This window comes from Mycobacterium sp. smrl_JER01 (assembly GCF_048513595.2).
Taxonomy (GTDB): Bacteria; Actinomycetota; Actinomycetes; order Mycobacteriales; family Mycobacteriaceae; genus Mycobacterium.
The window spans coordinates 1,138,402-1,164,120 of record NZ_JBLXXK020000001.1 but is presented as its reverse complement, the minus strand read 5'-3'; the positions used below and the strand labels follow the sequence as shown (position 1 = coordinate 1,164,120).

Sequence of the window (25,719 nt, the reverse complement as noted above, 5' to 3'; positions counted from 1 at the left end):
TGTCCTCAGTCCCTGGCGAACGCGCGGGCGAAGTCGCGCTCCAGATCGATGTACGGCGCACCCGAGACGTCCACGTTGACCCGAGCGATGGTGCCGCCGGTGAAACCGAACGGCGGGCGGTAGGCCCGCGACACAGGGGATCCGGAGTTGCGCCCGACGCTGAGGCTGGCTCCGGCCAGGCCGAATGTCCCTGGGTGTACCCGCATCTCGGAAAGCTCGGCAACCTGACCGGTGTCGATGAACAGCGCCGCCTCGCCGATCGGGGTGTGGCTGCCTTCGGCGGTTCCGGTGCGCGAGAACGTGAAACCGAGGGTGTGCACGCCCGGGGGGACCGCATCTCCCGATGCCAGGGTCTGCTCGTACTCCCCGAGGAAGTTGTAGCAGAAATGCAGTCGCCCGCCCTGCAGATACATCACGTATCCCCCATGTGCACCACCGTGTTTGACCACTACACCGTCGGCCCCGTCCGGCCCGACGGTGACCTCGGCGAGCACCGCGAAGGACCTGCCCCGCAGCTCCACCACAGCGCCGATGCCGACGTCGGCGGTACCCGGGAAGTAGGCGTAGGAATCGCGTTCGCCGTTTAGGTAGGGCCGCCAGCGCGACATGGTCTCCAGGATGTTCAGATCACCCAGCGGCAGCCCGTTGTACTTGGCCGCTTCGGAAAACCACAGGGTCTTGAGCTCCTCGAGTCGCTCCGGGTGCTCGGCGGCCAGATCGTGACACTGACTGCGGTCGGCCTCGATGTGGAACAACTCCCACCGGTCGGCGTCGAAATGCGACCATCCCGCCGGCGATGCGGCGTGCACGGCGCTGGCGAACCAGCCTCTGTGCCATATCCCCCGGGTGCCGAGCATCGTGTAGAACTGCGTCTCCTTACCCGTCGGCGCGGTCGGATTCTCCAGCGCCACTTTGAAACTGACGCCGTCCATCGGTTTCTGCGCCACCCCGCCCACGGTGGCCGGTGCGGTGATGTCGAGCAGATCGAACACCGTCGGGGTGATGTCGCAGACGTTGACGTAGTTGTCCCGCACCTCACCGTGCGCGGCGATACCGTCGGGCCACGAGATGATCGCGGTGTCGGCGATACCGCCCTCGTGCGAGGCGTAGCGCTTGAACAGCTTGTACGGGGTGTTGAACGCCATCGCCCAGCCGATCGGGTAATGGTTGTACGTCGCAGTGCCACCGAGTTCGTCGAAAGCCTTCAGGCTCTCCTCCACCGAATCGAGGTATCCGTTGAAGAACTTGACCTCGTTCACCGACCCGTTCGGACCGCCCTCCCCGCTGGCGCCGTTGTCCGAGATCACCACGATGATGGTGTTGTCGAGCTGACCGGACTCGTCGAGATAGTCCAGGATCCGCCCGATCTGGGCGTCGGTGTAGGACAGGAATCCGGCGAAGACCTCCGCCATCCGGGCGAACAGTCGCCGCTCGTCGTCACCGAGCGAATCCCACGGACGGACGGTGTCCTGCTCCGGCCAGTCTTCCCCGTTGGGCCCCTTGACATCTGAGTACGGGTTCATCGGCGAAAGCTCGGTGTCGGGGGGAACGATCCCGAGCCGCTTCTGGTTATCCAGCACGATCTCGCGATACCGCTCGTAACCCATGTCGAAGACGCCGCGGTAGCGGTCGGCCCATTCCTTGAAGACGTGGTGCGGGGCATGCCCGGCGCCGGGACACAGATACGAGAACCAGGGCTTGTCAGGTGCGATCACCTTGGCGTCGCGGATGAACTCGATGGTCTTGTCGGCGAGGTCGCGCGAGAGATGGTAACCCTGTTCGGGCGTCGCGGGCGGCGCGACGGGGTGATTGTCGTAGACAAGATCGGGATACCACTGATCGGTCTCGCCACCCATGAATCCGTAGAACCGTTCGAAACCTCGGCCCAGCGGCCAGTGCCGCTTGGTGGCGGCGAGATTGGACTCCTCCAGCGGGGTCAGATGCCATTTGCCGATGCAGTAGGTGTTGTAACCGTTCTCGGCAAGCACCTCGGAGATCAGCGCGGTGTCGAACGGGATGCGGCCGTTGCAGTTGGGGAAGCCGTCGGTGAACTCCTCGATGGTGGCCATCCCGACGGTGGTCGGGTTGCGTCCGGTCAGCAGCGCAGCCCGCGTCGGTGAACACAATGCGGTGGTGTGGAACTGCGACAGCCGCACCCCGCGCTCGGCGATCCGACTCATCGCGGGCATCTCGACCAACCCGCCGAAGCAGTCCCAGGTGGCGATGCCGATATCGTCCCACACCAGGTAGAGCACGTTGGGTGCGTCCGGTTGTGCGGTCGGTGCCGCGAAGGGTCCCCAGTCCGGTTCGGAATCCCGGATGTCGACCGCGATCTTGCCGTTGAACTCCGTCGTCACGCCCGGAGAGTACACCCAACGAAAAACCCCCGCCGCCGATCGGCATGCGGGGGTTTTCGACAGCTGTCAGAGCCGGTGTGTTACTTGGCCTTCTCGAGCACCTCGACCAGGCGCCACCGCTTGGTGGCCGACGTGGGCCGGGTCTCCATCAGCGAAACGCGGTCGCCGACACCGGCGTCCTCGTTCTCGTCGTGCGCCTTGACCTTCTTGGTGGTCCGAATGATCTTGCCGTACAACGGATGACTCTTGCGGTCCTCCAGCTCGACCACGATGGTCTTCTGCATCTTGTCCGAGACGACGTAGCCGATGGCCGTCTTGCGACGGCCGCGCGGCTTCTCGGTGCGGGGCGTGTACTTCTCGCCCTTCTTGGTGTCTGCCATTACGAATCCTCACCTCCGGGTCCGGCGGCCAGACCCAACTCACGTTCGCGCAGCACGGTGTACACGCGCGCGATCTCCTGCCGGACCGTGCGCAGCCGGCGGTTGTTGGCAAGCTGACCGGTCGCCATCTGGAAGCGCAGGTTGAACAGCTCTTCCTTGGACTCCCGCAGCTTGTCGGTCAGTTCCTCGTCGGTGAGTTCGCGCAGTTCGCCGGGCGAAGTTCCCACTGCCATCAGAACTGCTCCTCTCTTGTGACGATGCGTGCCTTGATCGGCAGCTTGTGGATTGCACGAGTCAGTGCTTCCCTGGCGATCTTCTCGTCGGGGTAGCTCAGCTCGAACAGGACGCGGCCGGGCTTGACGTTGGCGACCCACCATTCCGGCGAGCCCTTACCCGAACCCATACGGGTCTCGGCGGGCTTCTTGGTCAGCGGGCGGTCCGGGAAGATGTTGATCCACACCTTGCCGCCACGCTTGATGTGCCGGTTGATGGCGATACGGGCCGACTCGATCTGCCGGTTGGTGATGTAGGCGTGACCCATGGCCTGGATCCCGTAGTCACCGAAGCTCACCGAGGTGCCGCCGCTGGCGATGCCGCGCTGCCTGGGGTGATGCTGCTTGCGGTGCTTGACCTTGCGGGGAATCAGCATGACTAGCTCTCCGTATTCTCAGCCGTCGGCGCCTCGACCGCTGCATCGGCGGTCGGCGCGGCGGCCTCTTCCGAGGTGGCGGCCCGGCCGGCGTCGGTGCTCGTCGCGGTGGTACCCGAGGCGCCGCTGCGGCGCGGACGGGTGCCGGAGGGACGCTCGCGACGCGGACGGTCGGCGGCGGGCGCGGCAGCGGACAGCTCACGCTTGCCGCCGACGATGTCGCCCTTGTAGATCCACACCTTCACACCGATGCGGCCGAAGGTGGTCTTGGCCTCGTAGAGGCCGTAGTCGATGTCGGCGCGCAGCGTGTGCAGCGGCACCCGACCCTCACGGTAGAACTCCGAGCGGCTCATCTCGGCACCACCGAGGCGGCCCGAGCACTGCACGCGGATGCCCTTGACGTTGGGCTGACGCATCGCCGACTGGATCGCCTTGCGCATCGCGCGACGGAACGCCACGCGGTTGCTCAGCTGCTCGGCCACGCCCTGGGCGACCAGCTGCGCCTGGCTCTCGGGGTTCTTCACCTCGAGGATGTTGAGCTGCACCTGCTTTTTGGTCAGCTTCTCCAGGTCGGCGCGGATGCGGTCGGCCTCGGTGCCGCGGCGACCGATCACGATGCCCGGACGCGCGGTGTGGATGTCCACCCGCACGCGATCCCGGGTGCGCTCGATCTCCACGTCGGCGATGCCGGCGCGCTCCAGGCCGGTGGCCAGCAGCTTGCGGATCGCGACATCTTCCTTGATGTAGTCCGCGTACTGCTTGTCGGCGTACCAGCGGGACTTCCAGTCGGTGGTGATACCGAGGCGGAAGCCGTGGGGATTGATCTTCTGGCCCACTACTCCGAGCCCTCCTTCGCGGTGTCGGATGTGGCCGCTGGCGCGGGCCCGGCCTTCTTGGTGGCCGCCTTGCTGGCCTGGGCACGACGGGCGCGCGCGGCACTGGCGGAGGCGCCCTGCTTGCCGGCCTGCTTGGGCGGTCGGCTCTCCACGATCACGGTGATGTGGCTGGTGCGCTTGCGGATCCGGTACGCACGTCCCTGCGCGCGCGGCCGGATGCGCTTGGCGGTCGGGCCCTCATCGGCGTGGATGGTGGCGACCACCAGGCTCGTCGGGTCCAGGCCGTCGTTGTTCTGCGCGTTGGCGGCGGCGCTGGCGATCACCTTGGCGACCGGCTCACTGGCCGATTGCGGGGCCCAGCGCAGGATGTCGAGGGCTTCCTCGACGCTCTTGCCGCGGACCAGATCGATGACGCGGCGCGCCTTGGTGGCCGAGATGCGCACGAAGCGCGCCTTGGCCATCGCTGACGGATATTCGATCACTGCGTTCATCGGCGCTTCGACTTCCGGTCGTCCTTGATGTGACCCTTGAAGGTCCGGGTGGGGGCGAACTCGCCCAACTTGTGCCCGACCATCGCCTCGGTGACGAACACCGGGACGTGCTTGCGGCCGTCGTGGACGGCGAAGGTGTGCCCGATGAAGTCGGGGATGATGGTGGACCGACGGGACCAGGTCTTGATGACCTGCTTGGTGTTCTTCTCGTTCTGGACGTCGACCTTCTTGAGCAGGTGGTCGTCGACGAACGGGCCCTTCTTCAGGCTGCGTGGCATCGCTTTACTCCCTAGCGCTTCTTGCCGGTGCGCCGGCGACGGACGATGAGTTTGTCGCTCGCCTTCTTCGGCTTGCGGGTGCGGCCCTCGGGCTTACCCCACGGGCTCACCGGGTGGCGGCCACCGGAGGTCTTACCCTCACCACCGCCGTGCGGGTGATCGACCGGGTTCATGACGACACCACGGACGGTGGGGCGCTTGCCTTTCCAGCGCATGCGGCCGGCCTTGCCCCAGTTGATGTTGGCCTGCTCGGCGTTGCCGACCTCGCCGACCGTCGCGCGGCAGCGCACATCGACACGGCGGATCTCACCGCTGGGCATACGCAGCGAGGCGTAGGTGCCCTCCTTGCCCAGCAGCTGGATCGACGCGCCGGCCGAGCGGGCCATCTTGGCTCCGCCGCCGGGACGCAGCTCCACCGCGTGGATCAGGGTGCCTGCGGGGATGTTGCGCAGCGGCAGGTTGTTACCCGGCTTGATGTCGGCGTTGGCGCCGGACTCGACGATCATGCCCTGCTTGAGACCGTACGGCGCGATGATGTAGCGCTTCTCGCCGTCCAGGTAGTGCAGCAGCGCGATGTTCGCGGTGCGGTTGGGGTCGTATTCGATGTGTGCGACCTTGGCGTTGACGCCGTCCTTGTCGTGGCGACGGAAGTCGATGACGCGGTAGGCGCGCTTGTGGCCACCACCCTTGTGACGGGTGGTGATACGACCGTGGGCGTTACGTCCGCCCCTGCCGTGCAGCGGGCGGATCAGGGACTTCTCCGGATGATCACGAGTGATCTCGGCGAAGTCGGAGACGCTCGAGCCGCGGCGACCGGGGGTCGTCGGCTTGTACTTGCGAATGGCCATCTTCTACTCAGTCCTGTTCTTGTCCTGTCCGGCCGATCAGGCCGGCGCTCCGAACAGATCGATGGGCTTGCTTCCGGCGGCCAGCGTCACGATCGCGCGCTTGGTGGCCTTGCGCTGGCCGTAACCGGTGCGGGTGCGCTTGCGCTTACCCGGACGGTTGGCGGTGTTCACCGAGTCGACCTTGACCTTGAAGATCTTCTCGATCGCGATCTTGATCTGGGTTTTGTTCGAATCCGGCGCCACGATGAACGTGTAGACGTTGTCCTCGATGAGCCCGTAGGACTTCTCCGAGATCACCGGGGACAAGATGATGTCGCGGGGATCGGTCACGTTAGCCATCAGGCCGACACCTCCTCGTCTTTGGCAGAGCTTCGTGTTGCTGCGGCGATGTAGGCGTTGAGGGCCTCGACGCTGAACACCACATCGTCGGCCTTGAGCACGTCGTAGGTGTTCAACTGGTCCGGCGAGATCACATGCACACCAGGCAGATTGCGCACACTCAAGGCGCTGGTCTCGTCGGCGCGGCCGATCACCACCAGCACCTGACGACGATCGGTCAGCGTCGACAGGAACGCCTTGGCGCTCTTGGTCGACGGGTTCTGACCCTCGACGATCTCGGTGACCGCATGGATCCGGTCGTTGCGCGCCCGGTCGGAAAGCGCACCGCGCAGCGCGGCGGCGATCATCTTCTTCGGGGTGCGCTGGCTGTAGTCGCGCGGCTGCGGACCGTGCACGGTGCCACCACCGGTGAACTGCGGTGCGCGGGTCGAGCCCTGACGCGCCCGGCCGGTGCCCTTCTGGCGGTACGGCTTCTTGCCGCCACCGCGGACCTCGCCGCGAGTCTTGGTCGCGTGGGTGCCCTGCCGCTTGGCGGCCAGCTGTGCGTTGACCACCTGGTGCATCAGCGCGATGTTGGGCTCGACATCGAACAGTTCTGCGGGCAGCTCGACCGAGCCGTCCTTCTTGCCTGCCGGTGTGAGCACTGTGATATTTCGATTCTCAGCAGCCATTATGCCTTCTCGCCTCGCTTGATTGCGCTGCGGACAACCACCAGTCCACCGTTGCGTCCGGGGATGGCGCCCTTGATCAACAGCACGCCGTTCTCGGCGTCAACCTTGTGCACCTTCAGGTTCTGGGTCGTCACGCGGTCGTTGCCCATCCGGCCCGACATGCGCGTGCCCTTGAACACGCGGCCCGGGGTGGCACAGCCACCGATCGAGCCCGGCCGGCGGTGCACGGCCTGTGCGCCGTGCGAGGCGCCTTGACCGCGGAAGCCGTGCCGCTTCATGGTGCCGGCGAAGCCCTTGCCCTTGCTGGTGCCGGTCACGTCGACGTAGGCGCCGTCGGCGAAGATCTCCGCCGTCAGCTCCTGGCCGACCTCGTACTCGGCGGCGGCGGCCTCGTTGTCGAGCCGCAACTCGGCGAGGTGGCGGCGCGGGTTCACGCCGGCGGCCGCGAACTGGCCCGTCACCGGCTTGTTCACCTTGCGCGGGCTGATCTCGCCGTAGGCGAGCTGCACGGCGCTGTACCCGTCCCGTTCCGGGGTCCGGATGCGGGTCACCACGTTGGGCCCGGCCTTGACGACCGTCACCGGCACGACCTTGTTGTTCTCGTCGAACACCTGCGTCATGCCCAGCTTGGTGCCCAGAATGCCTTTTCTAGCCATGGTTTCTGGATCTCCTACTGAATGTTGACGTCGACGCTGGCCGGCAGATCGATGCGCATCAGGGCGTCAACGGTCTTCGGCGTGGGGTCGAGGATGTCGATCAGCCGCTTGTGCGTGCGCATCTCGAAGTGCTCCCGCGAGTCCTTGTACTTGTGCGGGGACCGGATGACGCAGTACACGTTCTTCTCGGTCGGCAGCGGCACAGGGCCGACCACGCTGGCTCCCGTACGGGTGACCGTCTCGACGATCTTGCGCGCAGAGGCATCGATCGCCTCATGGTCGTAGGCCTTGAGCCTGATGCGGATCTTTTGTCCCGCCACGCTTCTCCTACCTCACTACTAACGGGCCCGAACGAACTCGGGCCTGGCTGTGCCGCCGCTGTTTACCTGTCTGTGGTTCACCGGTCCCCGCGGTCGGGTGTGTCGCCCGAGAATGTGATGGGGACCGGATGCGCCCCGCAAGGGGCGCCAGTCATGCCTTACCGGGCGAACCCGGCTCAAGGCAACCCGAACAGTATGCCTCAGATCCGGGCCTGCTCCAAATCCCTGGTCCCGGCATCACCGGCCCGCCCGCGGCCCCTGCAGGCCCGCCCAGAACGGGCACTGGTGAACCTCGGCGAAGTCCTCCACCATACGGCTCCCGTCGGGCCGCAACGACATCACGTGCTGCCCGCCTCCGGAACCGACCGCCGGCCATTGCGGCTGGCCCGCGGCCTGCGGCGCTCCCGCCTTGACGAACGCCGCCCAGAAATCGACCATCTGGTCGCCCAGCCGGACCTGCGCCGGGTCCGGCGGCGACGCACCCGCGACATCGAACAGGTAGCGCAGTTCCAGCGAGTGGCTGGCGCCGACCGGAAACGGCAGGGTGCGCAGCGGGTCGGGTGCGGGCGCGTCGCGGTCGGCGAACTCGTAGAAGTACACCGGCGCCGCCCGGCCGAGCTGACCTGCCCAGCGCTGCCCGGGACACGCCAACAGCGAGTCGGTGACCGTGGCGGCATAGGCCAGCGCCACGTTCGGATAGCCGGTCAGCGGGTAGCGGGCGGCCACCGCGGCCGCATCGGCGCCGAAGGTCTCGGCGAGCAGGCCCGGGTAGTCCGCGGCGGTGTACTCGGTTCCGCGGAGATATTGCAGCGCCACGAACAGTGTCCACTCGTCACGCGTGGTCCCGATCAGCACCGGAACCGGCGCCGCCCGCCCGTCGGCGAAGGCGACAACCGGGTCGACGGGCAACACGCTGGTCCCGGTGACGGGGCCGCTGAGCTGGTCGGGGCCGATCCGGTAGAACCACACCGGGGTGCGCAGCCGGTCGGCCGGCAGCGCGCGCAGACAGTCGGCCGCCGTCGCCGGGTCGGCGCAGCCGAGGCCGGCCGCGTAGTGGACGCTGCGCTGATGCGCCGGCTGCAGACCGACCTGCGCCTGACACGGCCCGCTCATGATGACCGCCGCGGCGAACAACCCCTGCGATGCGGGCGCGACCAGGTGGTCGCACACCGACATCGCGCCCGCGGACTCCCCCGCCACGGTCACCCGGTCGGGATCGCCGCCGAAGCCGGCGATGTTGTCGCGAACCCACCGCAGCGCGGCCTGCTGGTCAGCCAGCCCGTAGTTGCCGACGTCACCGGGCGGTCCGAGCGACGGGTGGGCCAGAAACCCCAGCGCACCGAGCCGGTAGTTGACGGTGACGACGACGATGTCGCCGCGTGCGACCAGGCGGCCTGCGTCGTAGACACCGCTGCTGCCCGCGACGAACGAACCGCCGTGGATCCACACCATGACCGGGCGCGGGGCGGAGGCTTCGGCGGCCGGCGTCCAGACGTTGAGCGTCAGGCAGTCTTCGTCGGTGTGCCTGCCGAGCTCGATGTCGCCGGCGAGGTCCTGCATGCAGCGGGGCCCGAACGCGGTCGCGTCCCTGACCCCCTGCCACTGCGCCGCCGGTTCTGGCTGCCGCCACCGCAGCGGCCCGACCGGGGCTGCGGCATAAGGAATTCCGGCGAAGAGCCGATGGTCCTGGGCCACGGTCCCGCGCACCGTACCGGCTGCGGTCTGCGCCACCGCGAGGTCGTCGGCCGGCGGCGCCACCGGGGCGCGACCTCCGCCGGTCCCCGGGGCGCAGGCGACCACCAGCGCCAGGAGCACAGCCAGCAGCCCCACCCGGTGGGCGAACCGTGGAGTCGGCATCGTTGTCGAGCGTAGCCGCGGCCACATATGCTCAGATTGACACCTGTCAAGTCACTTCTCCGAATGAGGGCACATGAGCACGCCGGTTATCGATGACGCAGCGCGCGACGCCGCGAAAGTTCTGGCCGACCCCAAGGCGTATGCCGACGAGATGCGCCTGCATGCGGCCCTGACCCAGCTGCGCGCCCATGCGCCGGTCTGCTTCGTCGACGTCCCGGACTACCGCCCGTTCTGGGCCGTCACCAAGCACGCCGACATCATGGCCATCGAGCGCGACAACGAGCTCTGGATCAACGCACCCCGCCCGATGCTGGTTACCGCCGCCACCGACGACCTGTCAGAGGCGAACCTTGCGGCCGGCGGCGGCATCCGCACCCTCATCCACATGGACGATCCACTGCACCGCGACGTGCGCAAGGTCGGCGCCGACTGGTTCCGCCCCAAGGCGATGCGCGCCCTGAAGACGCGCGTCGACGAACTGGCCAAGATCTACGTCGACAAGATGGTCGAGGACGGCCCGGAGTGCGACTTCGTCCAGGAGGTCGCCGTCAACTTCCCGCTCTATGTGATCCTGTCGCTGCTCGGACTGCCCGAGTCGGACTTCGGCCGGATGCTCAAGCTGACCCAGGAGATGTTCGGCGGTGACGACGACGAGTTCACCCGCGGCAAGACCCCCCAGGAACTGCACGAGGTCATCACCGATTTCTTTCGCTACTTCACCGCGCTGACCGCCGAACGCCGGGCCCATCCGACCGAGGATCTGGCGTCGGCGATCGCCAATGCCAAGCTCGACGGTGAATATCTCAACGACATCGACTGCCTGTCCTACTACGTGATCGTGGCCAGCGCCGGCCACGACACCACCAGTGCCGCGATCTCGGGCGGACTGCTCGCGCTGATCCAGAACCAGGACCAGCTGGCCCGGCTGAAGGCGCAGCCGGAGCTGATGGGCACCGCGGTCGAGGAGATGATCCGCTGGACCACCCCGGTCAAGGAGTTCATGCGCACCGCCACCGCCGACACCGAGGTGCGGGGGGTGCCGATCAAGGAAGGCGAATCGGTGCTGCTGTCCTACGTGTCGGCCAACCGCGACGAGGACATCTTCGACGAACCGGACCGCTTCGACATCGCCCGCGATCCGAACAGACACCTGTCGTTCGGTTACGGCGTGCACTTCTGCCTCGGGGCGGCGCTGGCCCGGATGGAGACCAACAGCTTCTTCACCGAGCTGGTGCCGCGACTGCAGTCCATCGAGTTGGCCGGTGATCCCGAATGGGTGGCGACCACCTTCGTCGGCGGACTCAAGCATCTGCCGATCCGGTATTCACTGCGCTGATTCCCTCGGCGCAGTGGCGCCGATCACATAGACTGCGTTTGACACCCGTCAAGTACAGCCGTGTGAGGAGTCCCGTGAGCAGTTCGACGATGGATCTGGATTCGCAGGAGGCCGCGAAGGCGCTGGCCGACCCGAAGGCCTACGCCGACGACGCCAGGTTGCACGCCGCGTTGGCGCACCTGCGGGCCCACAACCCGGTCGCCTACGTCGAACACGGCCCGTACCGGCCGTTCTGGGCCGTCACCAAGCACGCCGACATCATGGCCATCGAGCGCGCCAACGACCTTTTCCTGTCCGAACCACGCCCGCTGCTGGTGACGGCCGAGGCCGACGACCTGGCCAAGTCCCAGCAGGAGATGGGACTCGGGTTGCGCACGCTGATCCACATGGATGATCCGCACCACCGTAAGGTGCGGGCCATCGGGGCTGACTGGTTCCGACCGAAAGCCATGCGGGACTTGAAGATCCGCGTCGACGAGCTCGCCAAGCGCTACGTGGACAGGATGCGCGACATCGGTCCGGAGTGCGACTTCGTCACCGACATCGCGGTGAACTTCCCGCTCTATGTGATCCTGTCGCTGCTCGGCCTGCCCGAAGAGGACTTCGGCCGGATGCACATGCTGACCCAGGAGATGTTCGGCGGCGACGACGACGAGTACAAGCGCGGCTCCACCCCGGAAGAACAGATGGCCGTGCTGACCGACTTCTTCAACTACTTCACCGCGCTGACGGCGTCGCGGCGGGAGAACCCGACCGAGGATCTGGCCTCGGCGATCGCCAACGGCCTGGTCGACGGCGAACCCATGTCGGACATGGACACGCTGTCCTACTACGTCATCGTCGCCAGCGCCGGCCACGACACCACCAAGGACGCGATTTCGGGCGGTCTGCACGCGCTGATCGAGAACCCGGGCGAGTTGGCCCGGCTGCAGGCCGACCCGAGCCTGATGGGCACCGCGGTCGAGGAGATGATCCGCTGGTCCACCCCGGTCAAGGAGTTCATGCGCACGGCCGCCGAGGACACCACGGTGCGTGGCGTACCGATCGCGCAGGGTGAGTCGGTCTATCTGGCCTACGTGTCGGCCAACCGCGACGAAGAGGTGTTCACCGACCCGTTCCGGTTCGATGTCAGCCGGGATCCCAACAAGCACTTGGCCTTCGGCTACGGCGTGCATTTCTGCCTGGGCGCGGCGCTGGCCCGGATGGAGATGAACAGCCTGTTCAGCGAGCTGCTGCCGCGGTTGGAGTCGATCGAGCTCGCCGGTCCCGCCGAACTGTCGGCGACGACGTTCGTCGGCGGGCTCAAGCACCTTCCGGTTCGATACTCATTGCGCTGAGGAAACCGTCCACGGCGGCGATCGCGACCGCACGGTAGTCGAATTCGGTCAAGGTGCTGATCCGGCCGAAGGCCAGCGGGCCGATCAGCAGCGCCAGCGCCATCGTGCGGTCGACCTTGCCCAGCTCGGCGGCCCCGGCCGGGCTGTCGAACACCTCGTCGAACGGCGCCGAGTACTGCTCGGCGATGCGCTCGCGTAGCGAGCGCACGCCGTCTCCGCCGCCGGCGCTGGGCAGCTCGCTGATGTCGGGACCCAGTGACAACCACGCCATCGCGGTCAGCATGGCCGGTGTCTCGGCGATCGACTCGGCCCACTCCACCACGATGGCGATCAGCCGGTCCCGCAGGCTGCCTTCGGCGGGCGGCATCGGTGGTGGCGGGATCAGATTGGTGAACGCCGCAGCCACCAGGTCGTTGGCGCTCGGGAAGTGACGGTAGAGCGTTGCCCGCGCCACGTTGGCCCGCCGGGTGACGGCGTCGATGGTCACCGCACCGGGCCCGCCCGAGCGCAGCAGCGTCGTCGCGGCATCGAGTAGGCGGGCCCGCGAACGAGCGGGCCGCGGATCGCCACCTGCGGCGCTCATTCGTTCACCTCCGGCCTCGGCAACGAGACTATCGGTCCATCTCCGAGACTGTTAGTCTCGCTGGAGCCCACTTTTGAGACTGTCGGTCTTGAACCCTGCTGAAGAGAGACGACATGGTCGACACCCTCGCGCGCTCCGACCAGGATATCGACCCCGGCGCCACCGCTCTGTCCGGACGTCGCCGCGTCTGGCTGCTGGCCGTCGCCAGTGTGGACGTTCTGCTGGTCATCGCGTCGATGGTGGCGCTCAACGCCGCGCTTCCCGATATCGCGGTAGAGACCGCGGCCACCCAGGCCCAGCTGACCTGGATCGTCGACGGCTACACGCTGGCGCTGGCCTGCCTGTTGTTACCGGCCGGTGCCCTCGGCGACCGGTACGGCAGACGCGGGGCGCTGCTGGTCGGCCTGGCGATCTTCGGCCTGGCGTCGTTGGCGCCGGTGTTCTTCGACAGCCCGACACAGCTGATCATCGCGCGGGCCGTCGCCGGCGTGGGTGCGGCGTTCATCATGCCCGCCACCCTCTCGCTGCTGACATCGGCATTCCCGAAGTCGCAGCGCAACAAGGCCGTCGGCATCTGGGCCGGCGTGGCCGGATCCGGTGCGATCGTCGGATTCCTGGGGACCGGATTGACGCTGGAGCACTACTCGTGGCAGTCCATCTTCTACCTGTTGGCCGGCGCCGCGCTGGTGATGTTCGTGGCCACCTGCACGGTCGGTTCGTCGCGCGACCAGACCGCCGCACCGGTCGACTGGATCGGCGCCGCGCTGATCGGCACCGCGATCGCGATCTTCGTGCTGGGGGTGGTCGAGGCTCCGGTGCGTGGCTGGACCGACCCGCTGGCGGTCGGGGGGATGGCCGGCGGCGTGGTGTTGGTCGCGGCCTTCGCGTGGGTGCAGTTGCGCCGGACGCACCCGCTTCTCGACGTGCGACTCTTCCGGCGGCCCGACTTCGCCACCGGCGCGCTCACCATCACCCTGCTGTTCGCGGCCAATTTCGGTTTCTTCTTCATCGTGATGCAGTTCATGCAGTTGGTGATGGGATACACCGCGCTGCAGACCGCCTTTGCGCTGTCACCATTGGCGGTCCCGATTCTGATCTTCGGCGCCACCCTGCCGCTCTACCTGCCCAGGCTCGGGTTGCGGACCGCGGTGAGCGTCGGGTTGGCGCTGACGGCCCTGGGGTTGTTCCTGGTTCGCTTCCTGCACGCCGACGCGACCTCCGTCGATCTGCTGTGGCCGCTGTTGGTCATGGCGTGCGGTATCGGTTTGTGTACCGCGCCGACGACCGCGGCGATCATGAATGCCACGCCGGATGAGAAGCAGGGCGTGGCTTCGGCCGTCAACGACGCCACCCGTGAGATCGGCGCCGCCATCGGCATCGCGGTCGCGGGCTCGATTCTGGCGGCGGTCTATCACAGTGCGCTGGCACCGGACCTGGCGGCGTTCCCCGAGCCGGTCCGCTCCGCGGCGACCGATTCCCTGGCCCACGCGCTGTCGATCGCCGAGGGGATGGGCCCGCAAGGATCTGTGCTCACCGAACTCGCCCGGGAGTCGTTCATGCACGCCACCGACCAGGCACTGCTGGTGCTGTCGGCGCTGCTGTTGGCGGGAGCTTTGTTCGTCGTGATCTGGGCGCCCGGACGCGACGGACGGCAATGGTCGGTGCTACAGCGCAGATCGTGCGGCAGGCATCGGCGCTGAGCCGGACGCTCAGCCGGCGGCGACGAACTCCGCGGCGCGGTGACCGGCCATCACGATCGTGGCGTGCGGCCCGCGGCTGGGGATGCCGGGCAGGATCGACCCGTCCACCACCCACAGGTTCTGCACGCCGTAGACCCGGCATCTCGCGTCGACGACCTCGCCCATCTTCGCGGTACCGCACAGATGCTGCGACGTCGCCCATGAAGCCTCGGATTGCACTGTGGCACCAGCTAATTCGTGGGCGAGTCGGGTTCCCGACCGCAACAGCTCGACATCGGCGGGCGCACTGTCGTAGCGGTACTGCACGATTGGGTCGGCATCGGGATCGGCCGAGCTGATCGCCACCCGGCCCCGCGAGCGCGGCTGCATGAGCGTGACGCCCAGATGCGGTTGATCGGTCGGGTCATCGCGCCGCCCGGTCATCATCGCGCCGAATCCCGTGGTGTAGGGCCGGATCTCAAGCCCGTCCTGCGTGGTGAGCACCGCCTCCAGCGGTGGCACCCCGTGCGACGGCGGCCAGCTCACCGGCAGCACCCACTCCGGGTGGTCGACGGTGTCGACGCCGACCGGTAGATCAAGAACCATGTCCACCCCGGCTGCGCCCAGCACCCGCCGCGGGCCTACGCCCGACACCATCAAGAGCTGGGCGGAGGCGATCGCGCCGGCGCAGAGCACGATCCGATCCGCGGTCAGCGTCACCGCCCCGTCGGGACCCAGGCAGTCCACCGCGACCACGCGTCCGGCCGAGAACCGCAGCCGGCGCACACTGGTGTCGGTGCGCAGCCTCAGGTTGGGGCGTCCCAGGGCCGGTTGCAGGAAGGCGCCGCCCGGGCCCACTCTGGTGCCACGCTCGATGTTCAGCGGAACCGCTCCCACTCCGGCCGGCAACGTGCGGTGCGGCGTCGATCCGTTGAGATCATCGATCCAACCGAAGCCGGCCTCGCGGCAGGAATCCACGAACGCGGCTGTGCAACCGTCGAATTCGGCCACCCTCCGGACGGTGATCGGCCCGGTCGAGCCGTGCAGCGCGGTGTGGAAATCAAGATCGTTCTCGATCGCCAGGAAGTGCGGCAGCACGTCGTCCCACGACCAGCCCTCGACGCCCCACCGGTCGAAATCCGACGGCAGCGCCCGGCAGAAGTAGCCGCCGTTGACCGCGCCCGACCCGCCCACCACCGCGCCCCGCATGATCAGGGCGCTGCGCCTGGGCCGGTCGGTCAGTGTCGTCGGATAGCGCCGGACCACCGAGCTCGCCACCCCGATCGGTAGCCGGAGCCCGTCGCTGATCTGCGTCCCCACCCGCGGGTCGAACGGTCCGGGACCCGCCTCGACGACCGTGACCTGGCAGTCACTGTCTGCGGAAAGCCGTTCCGCCAGGACAGATCCCGCGCTTCCGGCGCCGACGACGAGGATATCGGGCACTACGTCCGGATCTGGGGTTTCAAAGCGCCGGCGTGCCGCTCGCGAACCACGCCGGTCCACAGCCCCAGCCCGTAGGCGATGTCGTCGAGCCGCTTGAGCAGCAGGTAGGTCAGCAGCCCGACCCGCTTGCCGTCCTGGTCGCCGTTGCCGTTGCGGGTGACCCAGTCGAATACCCCGTCGAGCACCGCGGCGACCACCACCACCCGGCGGCAGCGTCGCGAGAGCACGGCGGCGACCAGGGCGATCGGCCAGTAATGCCGACAGATCGCCGAAGCCAGTTGCAGCGCGGCCGACCACAGCCCGTGCGCGGCCACCACGGCCACCTCCATCGGCTCGGTCTGCACGCTAGCCAGCGATTTCGCGATCCGCCGGCCGGTGATCGCGGCGACCGCGACCGACGCCAAGTAGCCGACGCCGGAGCCGATCGCCACCAGCATCCAGACCACCAGGGTCCAACCCGAGATCACCAGTGGGGCGGTCTTACCCGGATGCCGAATGGTCAGCGGGGCGGCCGAGCCGCCGTAGAAGGCTTTGCGCGCGAACCACTTTCGCAGCTCTGTGCGGTGGTCGTGGGCCACCAGCGCGATGGGCTCGTAGCGCAGCCGTGCACCCGCCTCGTTGAGGCGCCAGCACAGATCGACGTCCTCCCCCGAGACCAGCGACTCATCGAACCCGCCCACCTCGATCAGCGCACTACGCCGGCAGATGATCGCGGCGCTGGGCACATAGGACACCGTTCCGAACGGGACCACCGGGGCTTCCCGCAGCCCCAGGTCCAGCGAGGAGCGCACCGCCTCGTAGCGGGCCACCGCGCTGTCGGACTGATGCAGTGCGACGATCCGTGGCGCCACCAGCGCCACGGCCGGATCGCAGAAATGGCCGAGCAAGGCCTCCAACCAGCCCTTGCGCGGCACCACATCGGAGTCCAGGAACGCGACCAGGTCGGTGTCGCAGACCGCCAGCCCGGCGTTGCGGGCAGCGGCCGGCCCCTTGCTCCTGTCGTTGCGCAGCACCCGGACGTCGCAGTGTGTGTCGGCGAGGTCGGAAGCGGTGACCGGCACCCTCGAACCGTCGTCGACGATGACGACGCGCAGACCGCGAAGCGCGGCAAGCAGTCTGGAGAGGCCGACGAGATTGTCGCGGACCGGGACGACGACGGTGACGTCGCGGTGCGACGGACCCGACAGCGGGCGCGGATGGGCGACGGTGGCATCGAGCAGCGTGCGCGCCAGCTGGGCGCTCACCGCGTCGTGCACCTCCAGTCGGCCGCCGTTGAGCATGGTCTGCGCGGCGGGCGCCAGCCGCAGCAGCCGCGTCGGCGACCCGCCGAGCAGGGCGGCGCCCTCGCCGAGCACCCGCACGCGGCGGTCGACCTGGACGGCGAAACCGTCCGGAAGCCGTGGCCCCGTCATGTCAGCATCCCCCCCGGGTCAGGCGTCCAGCGAACGATCCGGGCCGCGCACCCATCGACCATCTCGGCAAAGATCCTCCTCCCGTCTTCCGCGGTCGCCGTGGTGGGGTCCCCCAAGATCCCCAGCGAACTCACGGCCGACACTCCCCCACGCAGCATCTCCGGCAGTAGCTCGGCCAACGGCGCACTGTTACCCGGTACCCGCTGATCCTGCCTCACCACACCTGGCGAAATATGTAGCAATACAGAAGTTTCGGTGTGCCCGGCGTGAGCGTCGGCGCCCTGGGACGAACAGGAGCACCACGCGGCGTCACGCCCCTCGTAGCGCAGCAGCGAAACGGCGCGCCGGAGCGCCTCGACATTGCCCCCGTGACCGTTGACGAAGACCAGCCGCGCAGCCCAGCGCGCGGCGGACCGGCCGAACTCGGTCAGAAGTTCCGCCAGTACCGGTGTGCCAATTGAAATCGTGCCCGCGAAGCCCTCGTGCTCACCGCTGGCTCCGTACCCGACGGCGGGTGCGACCGACCACCCGGACTCGTCGCGGGCCCGCAGCCGATCCACGAGCGCGTCGGCGACCGCCGACGCGATGCGGGTGTCGGTGTCCAGCGGCAGGTGGGGACCGTGCTGCTCGGTGGAACCAACCGGGACGACCAGCGTGGGAGACATTTCGTGCAGCTGCCTCGACGTTGAGTTCCCGAGCTCACGGGGGAAGACCACGCGACGATGGTAGGCCGAATTCACCTGCCGTGCGCTGAATGTTGGTGCATGCGTAGCAATTGATTTCCGGCGGCCGCGCGGCGGGGCGGCCGCGCATTCACGCCAGCCCCCTGCGCCACGTCCGTATCAGACTCCGAGGGTGCGGGTGAAGCCGTCCGGGATGAGGATGTCCTCGCGGGTCAACTCGTGGATCGAGGATTTTCCAAGGGCCATCAGCGCCGAGTCGACACCACTGCGCATGATGTCGAGCACGTTCTCCACCCCGGCCTGCCCGTTGGCCGCCAGACCCCACAGGTAGGCGCGACCGATCATCACCGCACGGGCACCCATAGCAACCGCCTTCACCACGTCGCTGCCCCGTCGGATTCCGCCGTCCAGCAAAACCTCGATCTGGTCCCCGACCGCGTCGGCGATGGCAGGTAGGCAGCGGATCGCGGCCGGGGTGCCGTCCAGGTTGTTCCCTCCGTGGTTGGACACCGTGATGGCCGAAACACCGGCGTCGACAGCACGTTTGGCGTCGTCGACCCGAACCGTTCCCTTCAGCAGGAACGGCCCGCCCCACTGCTCGCGCAACCACGCGACATCCTCCCAGGTCGGCGGTGGGGTACCCATCCACTGCCCGTACGCCTCGAAGAACGTCGGACCGGCTTCGCCGCGCCGGCCCTGGTTCGGAACCCGCAGGTCCGGTGGCCGCAGGTGCTTGGCGAAGCTGAAGAACCACCGTGGCTTGGTGATGACCTCGGGGGACATCCGCACCATGGTCTTGAGGTCCATCCGCTCCGGGATCTTGGGGCTGCCCCAGTCCCGACCGTGCGCGAAGCTCCAATCGGTGGTCAGGATCAAGCCCTTGGCGCCGGCCGCCCGGGCCCGCTCCATCCGCGCCAGGATGTCGTCGCGGCTGCCCAGCCAGTAGATCTGGAAGAAGATCTTGTCGTTGACCGCGGTGACGTCCTCCATGGGCTTGCTCGCGAACGACGACAGACCCATCGCGGTGCCGCGTGCGGCGGCCGCCCGCGCCACCGCCACCTCACCGTCGGGGTCGACGGCTTGCACGCCGGTCGGCGAGATGATGACGGGCAGCGAAATGTCTTGCCCCATCACCGTTGTCGACATCTCACGCTTCTCGGTGGCGCCGATGACGTGCGGCGCGAAGCCGAGCTGCGAGAAGGACTCCACATTGTCGGAGACCGTCACGCCCTTCTCACTGGCCGAGATCAGCGACGAGTACGCCGACTTCGGCAGCCGCTTCTTGGCCCGCTGCTGGGCGATGGCGACGGTTTCGAACCAGGTATCACGGGCCATGTCAGACCGGACTCTCGTTGCAGAACTTCTTGGGTGGAGCGCTGAGCAGGGTGAGCGGGATGGGCCCCTTGGGCTTACGTCCGCCGGCACGGGAATGGTCCACGCTGGACTTGGGTTTGTCGCGTTCCAGGGCCAGCGCCGGCTCGCCGTAGCCCTGCACACACTCGGGGTCGGGGCCGTCCATCGGCAGCCCGGTGAAGAACTTGGCGGCCATACAGCCGCCACGACACGCGTCGTAGTGCGCACATCCGCCGCAGGCACCGGCCGACTGCGGCTCACGCAGTTCCCGGAACAGTTCCGAGTGCTTCCAGACGTTGTCGAAACCACCGTCGCGCAACACATTTCCGGCCAGGAACTTGTCGTGGATGGCGAACGGACAGGCGTAGACGTCTCCGACCGGGTCGATCAGGCAGACCACCCGGCCGGCACCGCACAGGTTCAGCCCGGCCAGCGCGCCCGGCTCCCCGAGCCCCGACAGGTGGAAGAACGAATCGCCGGTGAGCACCCGCTCGCCGTGGGCGACCAGCCAGTCGTAGAGCTGGACCTGCTGGGCCGGGGTGGGGTGCAGTTCGTCCCATACATCGGCGCCGCGGCCCGAGGGGCGCAGCCGGGTGATGCGCAGTGTGGCGCCATAGGTGTCGGCGAGGGCCTTGAAATCATCGAGCTGATCGATGTTGTGGCGGGTCACCACCACCGAGATCTTGGCGTCGGCGAAACCGGCGTCCTTGAGATTTTCCAACGCCCGTACGGCCATCGCGAACGAACCGGGGCCGCGCACCGCGTCGTTGACCTCGGCCGTGGCGCCGTCGAGCGAGATCTGTACGTCGACATAGTCACTGGCCGCCAGCTTGGCGGCCACCTCGGGGGTGATCCGGACGCCGTTGGTGGAGAACTTCACGCCGACGTGGTGTTCGGTCGCGTAGTCGACCAGCTCCCAGAAGTCGCTGCGTACCGTGGGTTCGCCGCCACCGATGTTGACGTAGAACACCTGCATGCGCTCGAGCTCGTCGATGATGTCCTTGCACTGCTGGGTGGACAGCTCGCGCGGATCACGCTTGCCCGACGAGGACAAGCAGTGCACGCAGGACAGGTTGCACGCGTAGGTCAGCTCCCAGGTCAGGCAGATCGGCGCGTCCAAACCCTGTTCGAACTGGTCGACCAACCGGGGCACGGGTGCAGTGACGGTCATTGATCCTCTTCCGCGACAAGCATCTTGGACTGGACGAGCACGCCCAGGGCGTGGAGGTAGGGCGCCTGGGCGTCGTCGTCGACACCCGCGGCGCGGCAGGCGGACCGAACGTCGGGGTGATCGGACAGCGAATTGATCACCTCGACGATCGTCCGGTTCTTCAGGAAGGACAACTTGCGAGTGCCGAAGTGGTAGAGCAGGGCGCCGAACGGTTCGGGCCGTACCGCCACCTGCGGATGCAACCGCCAGCGTCGGTTCGCGTCGAAAGCAGTCGGGGACATGCTCCTCGCGCCAGCGCTCGTCGGCACACTCATGGTCAGTAGACCCCGCACATCCCGTCGATCGAGACTTCCTCGACCAGGCTTTCGGTCACCAGCTCTTCGGTTGCCGCCTGCTGATTCTGATCCATCGATGTCGCCTTTCTGCTGACTGGACCCCGGGTAGGGTCTCGACATTTGTGACGTAGGTCGCTCACAATATGGCATCGAGTGCAGAAACGGAAGGGGGAACCCGATGGGCGCCGCCAAAGCGCGCGTCGGCCGCCGCCGATCGACCAGCTTCGAACATCTCAGCGATGTCGCGATCGATCTGTTCATGGAGCACGGCTTCGACGAGGTCAGCGTCGACGATGTCGCGGCCGCCGCCGGGATCGCGCGCCGGACCCTGTTCCGCTACTACCCGTCCAAGAGCGCGCTGCCGTGGGGGGATTTCGACGCCCACCTCGACCGGATGCGCTCACTGCTGGACGAACTCGACCCGAGCGTGCCGATCCGCGACGCGCTGCGCACCGCGCTGCTGGCGTTCAACGACTTCGACGACACCGACCGGCACCGCGAGCGCATGCGCCTGATCCTGGAAACCGAGGCACTGCAGGCCTATTCGATGACGATGTACGCCGGTTGGCGTGCGGTGGTGGCGGCGTTCGTGGCCGGCAGGCTGCGGGTCGATGCCGGCGAACTGATGCCCCAGACGGTGGCGTGGACCATGCTGGCCGTATCGCTGTCGGCGTACGAATATTGGCTGGCCGACGAGACAGCCTCACTGGCTGCCACGCTGGGCGACGCGTTCGACATGCTCGCCTCCGGTCTGGCCGGTGTGGAAACTGGGGTGTCGGAGTTCGGCGCCTGACGGCGACGATAGAGATGTGAGCGCCGAACCGGATGGCGAGCACGCTCCGCGGGCACTGCTCGCGCTGTACGACGAGGCCCTGCCGGCGGTCTACGGCTACTTCGTCAGGCGCTGCGGTGACCGCGGGACGGCCGAAGACCTGACGTCGGAGACCTTCCTGGCGGCGATGGATGCCGCCAGGAAACCGTCGCCGCCTGCCCTGACCGTGCCGTGGCTGATCGGAGTGGCGCGCCACAAACTGGCCGACCACTACCGCCGACGCCACGACCGGTTCTCGACGCCGGTGGCCGAGCCGCCCGAACCGACCGAGCCCGACGACACCTGGGATGCCGAGCTGGACCGCATCGTGGCCGAACAGGTGCTGGCACGGCTACCCGAGCAGCACCGCACGGTGCTGGCGTTGCGGTACCTCGACGACTGCACGGTGGGTGAATGTGCCGAGTTGATCGGCCGCACGGTCCACGCGACAGAGGCCTTGCTGGTGCGGGCCCGCCGGGCGTTCCGGGCGCAATACCCACAGCCGGAAGGAGGACTGCCGTGAACGGACACGACCCACTCGACGTGCTGCGCGGCGGTGACCTTCCGCTGGCGCCCGATCCGGAGTTCGCGCGCCGACTGCGGGCCAGGCTCGAATCAGCCGCGAACTTTTTTGAACAGCAACCCGATCGAACACAAGGAGTGACCATGAGCGGAACCGACACCGCACTCGCCGAGCTCAACCGAACCACATCCGTCCCGACAGGTGCGGCCGTCCCCTATCTGACCGTCGCGGACGCCCGTGCCGCAATCCGCTGGTACCTCGACGTATTCGATGCCCAACTCGTCGGCGACCCGGTCGAGATGGACGACGGCCGGATCGGCCATGCCGAGCTGGCGTTGCCGGAGGGGAAGCTCTACCTGGCCGATGAGTATCCCGAGATCGGCCTGAAAGCACCGTCACCACAGTCGGTTTCGGTGAGCCTGATGCTCACGGTAGCGTCTACCGACGAGACGCTGCGCCGGGCCCGAGATCACGGCGCGCAGGTTCAGCGCGAGCCCTACGAGAACTACGGCGCCCGCAACGCGGCGCTCGTCGACCCGTTCGGGCACCGCTGGATGCTGACCGGTCCGGTCACCGGCGTCCCTGTTCCGATTCAGCATGGCGACGTCGGGTATGTCTCGGTGTGGACGCCGGACGCGCGGCGCGCTGCGGACTTCTACGGTCGTGTACTGGGCTGGGTGGTCGACCCCGCGACGCAGATGGTGACGAACACCGGTCAGCGCATCGGGTTTGCCTCGGTACCGGGGCAGCACACGTTGTTCTGCTGCTATGCGGTGACGGATCTCGCCGGCGCGCGGGACAGCATCCGCGCAGGCGGCGGAGCTATCGGCGACGTGATCGACCTCGGTTTCGGGCCGGTGCAGCGCGCGACCGATCCGCAGGGCGTCGACTTCGGGGTGTACCGACCGGGCCCGCAGGAGCCGCGGCCGTTGCTCAACGGCGGTGGGCCCGGAGAACTCTCGTACATCACGCATTTGGTGCCGGATTCGGGCGTCTTCAAGGCGTTCTACGGCAGGCTGCTGTTCTGGACGTACGAGCCGGGCCGAGTCGACGACGGTTGGGGTGTCGTCGGTGCCCATCCGATGTCGGGCGCCGCGGGCGGCAACGCGGCGGCCGTCACCGTACCGATGTGGACGGTGGACGACATCGAGGCAGCCGTGTCGCGGGTGCGGGACGCGGGTGGCACCGTCGTCGAGGAGCCGTCACAGCAGTCCTACGGAAAGTCCGCGCTGTGCAACGACGATCAGGGCACCAGGTTCTATCTCGGGGAGCTCTAGTTGGTAGGGGGGCTGGGGCCTCACGGTGGAGCAGGAAGCCGCACGCGACCTCGTCCGTGCGCGCGGTGATTGACGCGGCGACCTGATGAGCGCGTGCCACCGGATAGCGAAGCTTCTGCTGCGCCGACAGCATTTCGGCCACCGCGCCGTGCAGTCGGCATTCGACGCCTCCTTCGGCACATTGCTCTCCGGTATCTCTACTTTGACCCGCGGTGCGTGCACGTAGCCACGCCGCCAGTCGCCGACTGCACACCCGTTGGGTGTGCTCCGATGAGCACCACAAACGTCCAGATGGAACCATCGGTGCAGGCAAGCGTCAGACGAGCGACCCGCGTCCCCCTGATGAGGAGACACGTTGTTCTCCAACGTGTTTACCCTCGATGCCCCAGCGTCCACTACGCCGCACACAGTCCATCTGGTCAACGAAGCGGCGGCCGCGGCAACCGTACGGCCGGCGCTTCACCCTGCCCCTTGACAAACCAGCACCCCATATCAGAAGGGTGGTGGGTCGTCGACGCCATCGGGTGGCGGCTGCGGCTCTCGGGGCTGCTGCCCGATGACGCGTTGCGCGGCGTTGTCTTCACGCTCGGCCTTGATGCGCGCAGCCCTGTCCGCAGCACGGGTGCGTTGCCGTCTGGGCATCTGGACGTCGCGGCCCGACGCGGGTGGCGGTTGGGTCATCGGCGGCAGTTCCGCGGTCGTCGTGTTCCACGTCGGGAAGAACAGCCGGCTCCCGGGCGTCGTGGTGTAGGTCTGCCCGGCCGGCGTGGTCCAGATGACGGTGCCATCGGGTAGTTGCTCATCTCGCCAGCCGTCGGGGCCGCCCCAAAAGGTTTTCATCAGGTGGTGAGTCCGGCACTTGCAGTGCATGTTCGACGCGTGAGTCGGCCCGTACGGGTAAGGCACCACGTGGTCGATGTCGCAGCGCTCGGCGGGAACATCGCATCCCGGGAAGCGGCAGAACAGGTCGCGGGCACGAATGAACGCGGCCAGCTTGGCCGAGGGCTGATAGTGCGGTTCAGGATCGGGGCCGGGGCGCCACAACGGCTTGATCGGAGCTCCCGAGCGGATGGCTTCTGCCAGCGCCGCGATCGGTAGCACCTGAGCCCCTGGAAGCAGTGCGACCCCGGAGTGCTGTGCGCGGGAATCGGTCTCAGGGTCGGCAGCGTCCACTTCACGGCCCTCGGCGGCGACCACCTGTGCAGCGGCGTCGACTGCAGCCTCGTCGGCAATCACGTGAATCACGACATTCGATTTCGCCGGACCGCTCGCGGTGCACGCCGCAGACCCGCAGCGGCAGGGCAGGCGGTCCTCGCCCCGACCGATTGCGCCCATCGCATCCGATCGCCGCTCGCCCATCGGCCGCGGATCCGCGTCGCACAGACCTTTGACGAGCCTGGCGATCCGGGCCTGGTACGCCGCCGCGTCGGGAGGCAGCAGCAGGCCCCAGAGCGACGTGACCGCATTGGGGTCGTCATGAGCCCCGATATGCACATCCCGCTGCTTGAGGTTCTCCTTCGCGCGGCGTACCGCGTCGGGGTCGTGGCGCTCGATCTCGGCGTCGATCTGTGTGATCAGTTTGTCGTCGGACAGCGGCCCCCACTTCTCCGACTTGCCGGCCAGGGCCGCATCGACGACGGCGATCACGTCGTCGGCGACCAGGTGGGTGCGCCAGGTGATCTCGGAGATCAATCGGGCGCTCAGTCTGCCCTGCACGTACAGGGCAGCAACCCGCGGCAGTCGGTGCCGTAGCGCCGTCGCGATGCACATCTGGGCAGAGGCGCGCTGCTGGCTGATCGACAGCGCGGCGCCGACGTGGCAGGCGGCGTTCTTCCACGGGTCGAACGCCCACATGCCTCGTTCGTCATCCTCCTCGACCGTCAGATTCACCAATTCGGCGATCGCGGCCAGCTTGCGCGCCGCGGCCTGGGCTTCCTCGCGCGCAGCCTGTTCGATCGCAGCGATCAAGGCCGGCTCATCCAGCCCGGCATGCAATCTATCGAACATATGTTCGATTCTAGCGGGCCGCACCGACATGCCGCTGCACTGATCTCTCGCCGGCGGTGGTTCCCCGACCACGGGACGAGCAGGTGA

At 67.7% G+C, this 25,719-nt stretch carries 28 protein-coding genes; 6 read left to right on the top strand and 22 right to left on the bottom strand.

The genetic code is table 11. The features are described 5' to 3' along the window. Positions 1 to 5: 5 nt before the first annotated feature. From ACNUDN_RS05535 to ACNUDN_RS05475, 13 genes are all read right to left on the bottom strand, one after another. Positions 6 to 2,357, bottom strand: a complete 2,352-nt coding sequence (locus ACNUDN_RS05535; protein WP_419121016.1) for an arylsulfatase — start codon at positions 2,355 to 2,357, stop codon at positions 6 to 8. An 80-nt stretch (positions 2,358 to 2,437) separates the two neighbouring features. After that, positions 2,438 to 2,737 (bottom strand): 30S ribosomal protein S17, encoded by a 300-nt coding sequence (gene rpsQ, locus ACNUDN_RS05530; protein ID WP_419121015.1) that lies wholly within the window; start codon positions 2,735 to 2,737, stop codon positions 2,438 to 2,440. Then, positions 2,737 to 2,970: a 50S ribosomal protein L29 gene (gene rpmC, locus ACNUDN_RS05525; protein ID WP_419121014.1), complete on the bottom strand. Its 234-nt coding sequence runs from the start codon at positions 2,968 to 2,970 to the stop codon at positions 2,737 to 2,739. The genes rpsQ and rpmC overlap by 1 nt, the downstream gene beginning before the upstream one ends. Beyond that, positions 2,970 to 3,386 (bottom strand): 50S ribosomal protein L16, encoded by a 417-nt coding sequence (gene rplP / locus ACNUDN_RS05520; RefSeq protein WP_011895869.1) that lies wholly within the window; start codon positions 3,384 to 3,386, stop codon positions 2,970 to 2,972. Before rplP ends, rpmC begins: the two co-directional genes overlap by 1 nt. A gap of 2 nt (positions 3,387 to 3,388) precedes the next feature. Beyond that, a complete protein-coding gene (gene rpsC, locus ACNUDN_RS05515) occupies positions 3,389 to 4,222 on the bottom strand; it encodes a 30S ribosomal protein S3 (protein WP_419121013.1) in 834 nt (277 codons plus the stop codon). Beyond that, on the bottom strand, positions 4,222 to 4,713 hold the full coding sequence (gene rplV / locus ACNUDN_RS05510; RefSeq protein WP_419121012.1) for a 50S ribosomal protein L22: 492 nt from the start codon (positions 4,711 to 4,713) through the stop codon (positions 4,222 to 4,224). The genes rpsC and rplV overlap by 1 nt, the downstream gene beginning before the upstream one ends. After that, a complete protein-coding gene (gene rpsS, locus ACNUDN_RS05505; RefSeq protein ID WP_003892827.1) occupies positions 4,710 to 4,991 on the bottom strand; it encodes a 30S ribosomal protein S19 in 282 nt (93 codons plus the stop codon). Before rpsS ends, rplV begins: the two co-directional genes overlap by 4 nt. 11 nt (positions 4,992 to 5,002) lie before the next feature. After that, a complete protein-coding gene (gene rplB / locus ACNUDN_RS05500) occupies positions 5,003 to 5,839 on the bottom strand; it encodes a 50S ribosomal protein L2 (RefSeq protein ID WP_419121011.1) in 837 nt (278 codons plus the stop codon). Between the two features lie 36 nt (positions 5,840 to 5,875). Then, positions 5,876 to 6,178: a 50S ribosomal protein L23 gene (gene rplW, locus ACNUDN_RS05495; protein WP_419121010.1), complete on the bottom strand. Its 303-nt coding sequence runs from the start codon at positions 6,176 to 6,178 to the stop codon at positions 5,876 to 5,878. Next, a complete protein-coding gene (rplD, locus tag ACNUDN_RS05490) occupies positions 6,178 to 6,849 on the bottom strand; it encodes a 50S ribosomal protein L4 (protein WP_419121009.1) in 672 nt (223 codons plus the stop codon). The genes rplW and rplD overlap by 1 nt, the downstream gene beginning before the upstream one ends. Continuing rightward, positions 6,849 to 7,505, bottom strand: a complete 657-nt coding sequence (gene rplC / locus ACNUDN_RS05485; protein ID WP_419121008.1) for a 50S ribosomal protein L3 — start codon at positions 7,503 to 7,505, stop codon at positions 6,849 to 6,851. The genes rplD and rplC overlap by 1 nt, the downstream gene beginning before the upstream one ends. A gap of 14 nt (positions 7,506 to 7,519) precedes the next feature. Further along, a complete protein-coding gene (gene rpsJ / locus ACNUDN_RS05480; protein WP_003883485.1) occupies positions 7,520 to 7,825 on the bottom strand; it encodes a 30S ribosomal protein S10 in 306 nt (101 codons plus the stop codon). Positions 7,826 to 8,062: 237 nt separating this feature from the next. Next, complete coding sequence (locus tag ACNUDN_RS05475) at positions 8,063 to 9,682, bottom strand: carboxylesterase/lipase family protein (RefSeq protein WP_419121007.1); 1,620 nt, start codon at positions 9,680 to 9,682, stop codon at positions 8,063 to 8,065. Positions 9,683 to 9,755: 73 nt separating this feature from the next. On the opposite strand from ACNUDN_RS05475, the gene ACNUDN_RS05470 reads away from it, so the two are divergent. Both ACNUDN_RS05470 and ACNUDN_RS05465 read left to right on the top strand, forming a co-directional pair. Further along, complete coding sequence (locus ACNUDN_RS05470) at positions 9,756 to 11,018, top strand: cytochrome P450 (RefSeq protein ID WP_419121006.1); 1,263 nt, start codon at positions 9,756 to 9,758, stop codon at positions 11,016 to 11,018. 74 nt (positions 11,019 to 11,092) lie between these two features. Beyond that, positions 11,093 to 12,355, top strand: a complete 1,263-nt coding sequence (locus ACNUDN_RS05465; RefSeq protein ID WP_419121005.1) for a cytochrome P450 — start codon at positions 11,093 to 11,095, stop codon at positions 12,353 to 12,355. Here the strand turns inward: ACNUDN_RS05465 and ACNUDN_RS05460 are convergent. Then, the gene (locus ACNUDN_RS05460; protein ID WP_419121004.1) at positions 12,321 to 12,938 is read right to left on the bottom strand and encodes a TetR/AcrR family transcriptional regulator; all 618 of its coding nucleotides are present in this window, start codon (positions 12,936 to 12,938) and stop codon (positions 12,321 to 12,323) included. The two genes, ACNUDN_RS05465 and ACNUDN_RS05460, sit on opposite strands and share 35 nt — an antisense overlap. Before the next feature lie 113 nt (positions 12,939 to 13,051). On the opposite strand from ACNUDN_RS05460, the gene ACNUDN_RS05455 reads away from it, so the two are divergent. Further along, positions 13,052 to 14,638, top strand: a complete 1,587-nt coding sequence (locus tag ACNUDN_RS05455; protein ID WP_419121003.1) for an MFS transporter — start codon at positions 13,052 to 13,054, stop codon at positions 14,636 to 14,638. A gap of 9 nt (positions 14,639 to 14,647) precedes the next feature. Here the strand turns inward: ACNUDN_RS05455 and mftG are convergent, their stop codons facing one another. The 7 genes from mftG to mftA form a co-directional block, all read right to left on the bottom strand. Then, positions 14,648 to 16,060, bottom strand: a complete 1,413-nt coding sequence (gene mftG / locus ACNUDN_RS05450; RefSeq protein ID WP_431959480.1) for a mycofactocin dehydrogenase MftG — start codon at positions 16,058 to 16,060, stop codon at positions 14,648 to 14,650. After that, on the bottom strand, positions 16,060 to 17,472 hold the full coding sequence (mftF, locus tag ACNUDN_RS05445) for a mycofactocin biosynthesis glycosyltransferase MftF (protein WP_419121002.1): 1,413 nt from the start codon (positions 17,470 to 17,472) through the stop codon (positions 16,060 to 16,062). The genes mftG and mftF overlap by 1 nt, the downstream gene beginning before the upstream one ends. Next, entirely contained in the window at positions 17,469 to 18,212 is a 744-nt protein-coding gene (gene mftE, locus ACNUDN_RS05440) for a mycofactocin biosynthesis peptidyl-dipeptidase MftE (protein ID WP_419121001.1), read from the bottom strand. Before mftE ends, mftF begins: the two co-directional genes overlap by 4 nt. 102 nt (positions 18,213 to 18,314) lie before the next feature. Next, entirely contained in the window at positions 18,315 to 19,490 is a 1,176-nt protein-coding gene (mftD, locus tag ACNUDN_RS05435; protein ID WP_419121000.1) for a pre-mycofactocin synthase MftD, read from the bottom strand. 1 nt (position 19,491) lies between these two features. Continuing rightward, complete coding sequence (gene mftC / locus ACNUDN_RS05430; RefSeq protein ID WP_419120999.1) at positions 19,492 to 20,679, bottom strand: mycofactocin radical SAM maturase; 1,188 nt, start codon at positions 20,677 to 20,679, stop codon at positions 19,492 to 19,494. Further along, on the bottom strand, positions 20,676 to 20,960 hold the full coding sequence (gene mftB, locus ACNUDN_RS05425; RefSeq protein WP_419120998.1) for a mycofactocin biosynthesis chaperone MftB: 285 nt from the start codon (positions 20,958 to 20,960) through the stop codon (positions 20,676 to 20,678). The genes mftC and mftB overlap by 4 nt, the downstream gene beginning before the upstream one ends. 35 nt (positions 20,961 to 20,995) lie before the next feature. Next, positions 20,996 to 21,088 carry a mycofactocin precursor MftA gene (gene mftA, locus ACNUDN_RS05420; RefSeq protein WP_419120997.1) on the bottom strand — a complete coding sequence of 31 codons (93 nt, stop codon included), beginning with the start codon at positions 21,086 to 21,088 and terminating at the stop codon, positions 20,996 to 20,998. A gap of 104 nt (positions 21,089 to 21,192) precedes the next feature. Here mftA and mftR point away from each other — a divergent pair, with 104 nt between their 5' ends. The 3 genes from mftR to ACNUDN_RS05405 are packed head-to-tail and all read left to right on the top strand — an operon-like array spanning position 21,193 to position 23,625. Further along, positions 21,193 to 21,807, top strand: coding sequence for a mycofactocin system transcriptional regulator MftR (mftR, locus tag ACNUDN_RS05415; protein ID WP_419120996.1), 615 nt, complete (start codon positions 21,193 to 21,195; stop codon positions 21,805 to 21,807). Positions 21,808 to 21,823: 16 nt separating this feature from the next. After that, positions 21,824 to 22,348 carry an RNA polymerase sigma factor gene (locus ACNUDN_RS05410; protein ID WP_419120995.1) on the top strand — a complete coding sequence of 175 codons (525 nt, stop codon included), beginning with the start codon at positions 21,824 to 21,826 and terminating at the stop codon, positions 22,346 to 22,348. Beyond that, complete coding sequence (locus tag ACNUDN_RS05405) at positions 22,345 to 23,625, top strand: VOC family protein (RefSeq protein ID WP_419120994.1); 1,281 nt, start codon at positions 22,345 to 22,347, stop codon at positions 23,623 to 23,625. Before ACNUDN_RS05410 ends, ACNUDN_RS05405 begins: the two co-directional genes overlap by 4 nt. Positions 23,626 to 24,117: 492 nt before the next feature. Here the strand turns inward: ACNUDN_RS05405 and ACNUDN_RS05400 are convergent, their stop codons facing one another. Continuing rightward, positions 24,118 to 25,632: an HNH endonuclease signature motif containing protein gene (locus ACNUDN_RS05400; RefSeq protein WP_419125025.1), complete on the bottom strand. Its 1,515-nt coding sequence runs from the start codon at positions 25,630 to 25,632 to the stop codon at positions 24,118 to 24,120. Positions 25,633 to 25,719 lie beyond the last annotated feature (87 nt).

What these genes read in the sequence shown, in the direction of transcription:
- rplD (WP_419121009.1), bottom strand. Translation starts at nt 6,849, where the DNA reads ATGGCTGCTGAGAATCGAAATATCACAGTGCTCACACCGGCAGGCAAG.
- mftD (WP_419121000.1), bottom strand. Translation starts at nt 19,490, where the DNA reads ATGGCCCGTGATACCTGGTTCGAAACCGTCGCCATCGCCCAGCAGCGG.
- ACNUDN_RS05460 (WP_419121004.1), bottom strand. Translation starts at nt 12,938, where the DNA reads ATGAGCGCCGCAGGTGGCGATCCGCGGCCCGCTCGTTCGCGGGCCCGC.
- mftA (WP_419120997.1), bottom strand. Translation starts at nt 21,088, where the DNA reads ATGGATCAGAATCAGCAGGCGGCAACCGAAGAGCTGGTGACCGAAAGC.
- rplP (WP_011895869.1), bottom strand. Translation starts at nt 3,386, where the DNA reads ATGCTGATTCCCCGCAAGGTCAAGCACCGCAAGCAGCATCACCCCAGG.
- rplB (WP_419121011.1), bottom strand. Translation starts at nt 5,839, where the DNA reads ATGGCCATTCGCAAGTACAAGCCGACGACCCCCGGTCGCCGCGGCTCG.
- ACNUDN_RS05455 (WP_419121003.1), top strand. Translation starts at nt 13,052, where the DNA reads ATGGTCGACACCCTCGCGCGCTCCGACCAGGATATCGACCCCGGCGCC.
- rplC (WP_419121008.1), bottom strand. Translation starts at nt 7,505, where the DNA reads ATGGCTAGAAAAGGCATTCTGGGCACCAAGCTGGGCATGACGCAGGTG.
- rpmC (WP_419121014.1), bottom strand. Translation starts at nt 2,970, where the DNA reads ATGGCAGTGGGAACTTCGCCCGGCGAACTGCGCGAACTCACCGACGAG.
- mftF (WP_419121002.1), bottom strand. Translation starts at nt 17,472, where the DNA reads ATGACGGGGCCACGGCTTCCGGACGGTTTCGCCGTCCAGGTCGACCGC.
- mftB (WP_419120998.1), bottom strand. Translation starts at nt 20,960, where the DNA reads ATGTCCCCGACTGCTTTCGACGCGAACCGACGCTGGCGGTTGCATCCG.
- ACNUDN_RS05475 (WP_419121007.1), bottom strand. Translation starts at nt 9,682, where the DNA reads ATGCCGACTCCACGGTTCGCCCACCGGGTGGGGCTGCTGGCTGTGCTC.
- mftC (WP_419120999.1), bottom strand. Translation starts at nt 20,679, where the DNA reads ATGACCGTCACTGCACCCGTGCCCCGGTTGGTCGACCAGTTCGAACAG.
- rpsQ (WP_419121015.1), bottom strand. Translation starts at nt 2,737, where the DNA reads ATGGCAGACACCAAGAAGGGCGAGAAGTACACGCCCCGCACCGAGAAG.
- ACNUDN_RS05470 (WP_419121006.1), top strand. Translation starts at nt 9,756, where the DNA reads ATGAGCACGCCGGTTATCGATGACGCAGCGCGCGACGCCGCGAAAGTT.
- mftR (WP_419120996.1), top strand. Translation starts at nt 21,193, where the DNA reads ATGGGCGCCGCCAAAGCGCGCGTCGGCCGCCGCCGATCGACCAGCTTC.
- rplV (WP_419121012.1), bottom strand. Translation starts at nt 4,713, where the DNA reads ATGAACGCAGTGATCGAATATCCGTCAGCGATGGCCAAGGCGCGCTTC.
- rpsS (WP_003892827.1), bottom strand. Translation starts at nt 4,991, where the DNA reads ATGCCACGCAGCCTGAAGAAGGGCCCGTTCGTCGACGACCACCTGCTC.
- rplW (WP_419121010.1), bottom strand. Translation starts at nt 6,178, where the DNA reads ATGGCTAACGTGACCGATCCCCGCGACATCATCTTGTCCCCGGTGATC.
- ACNUDN_RS05400 (WP_419125025.1), bottom strand. Translation starts at nt 25,632, where the DNA reads ATGTTCGATAGATTGCATGCCGGGCTGGATGAGCCGGCCTTGATCGCT.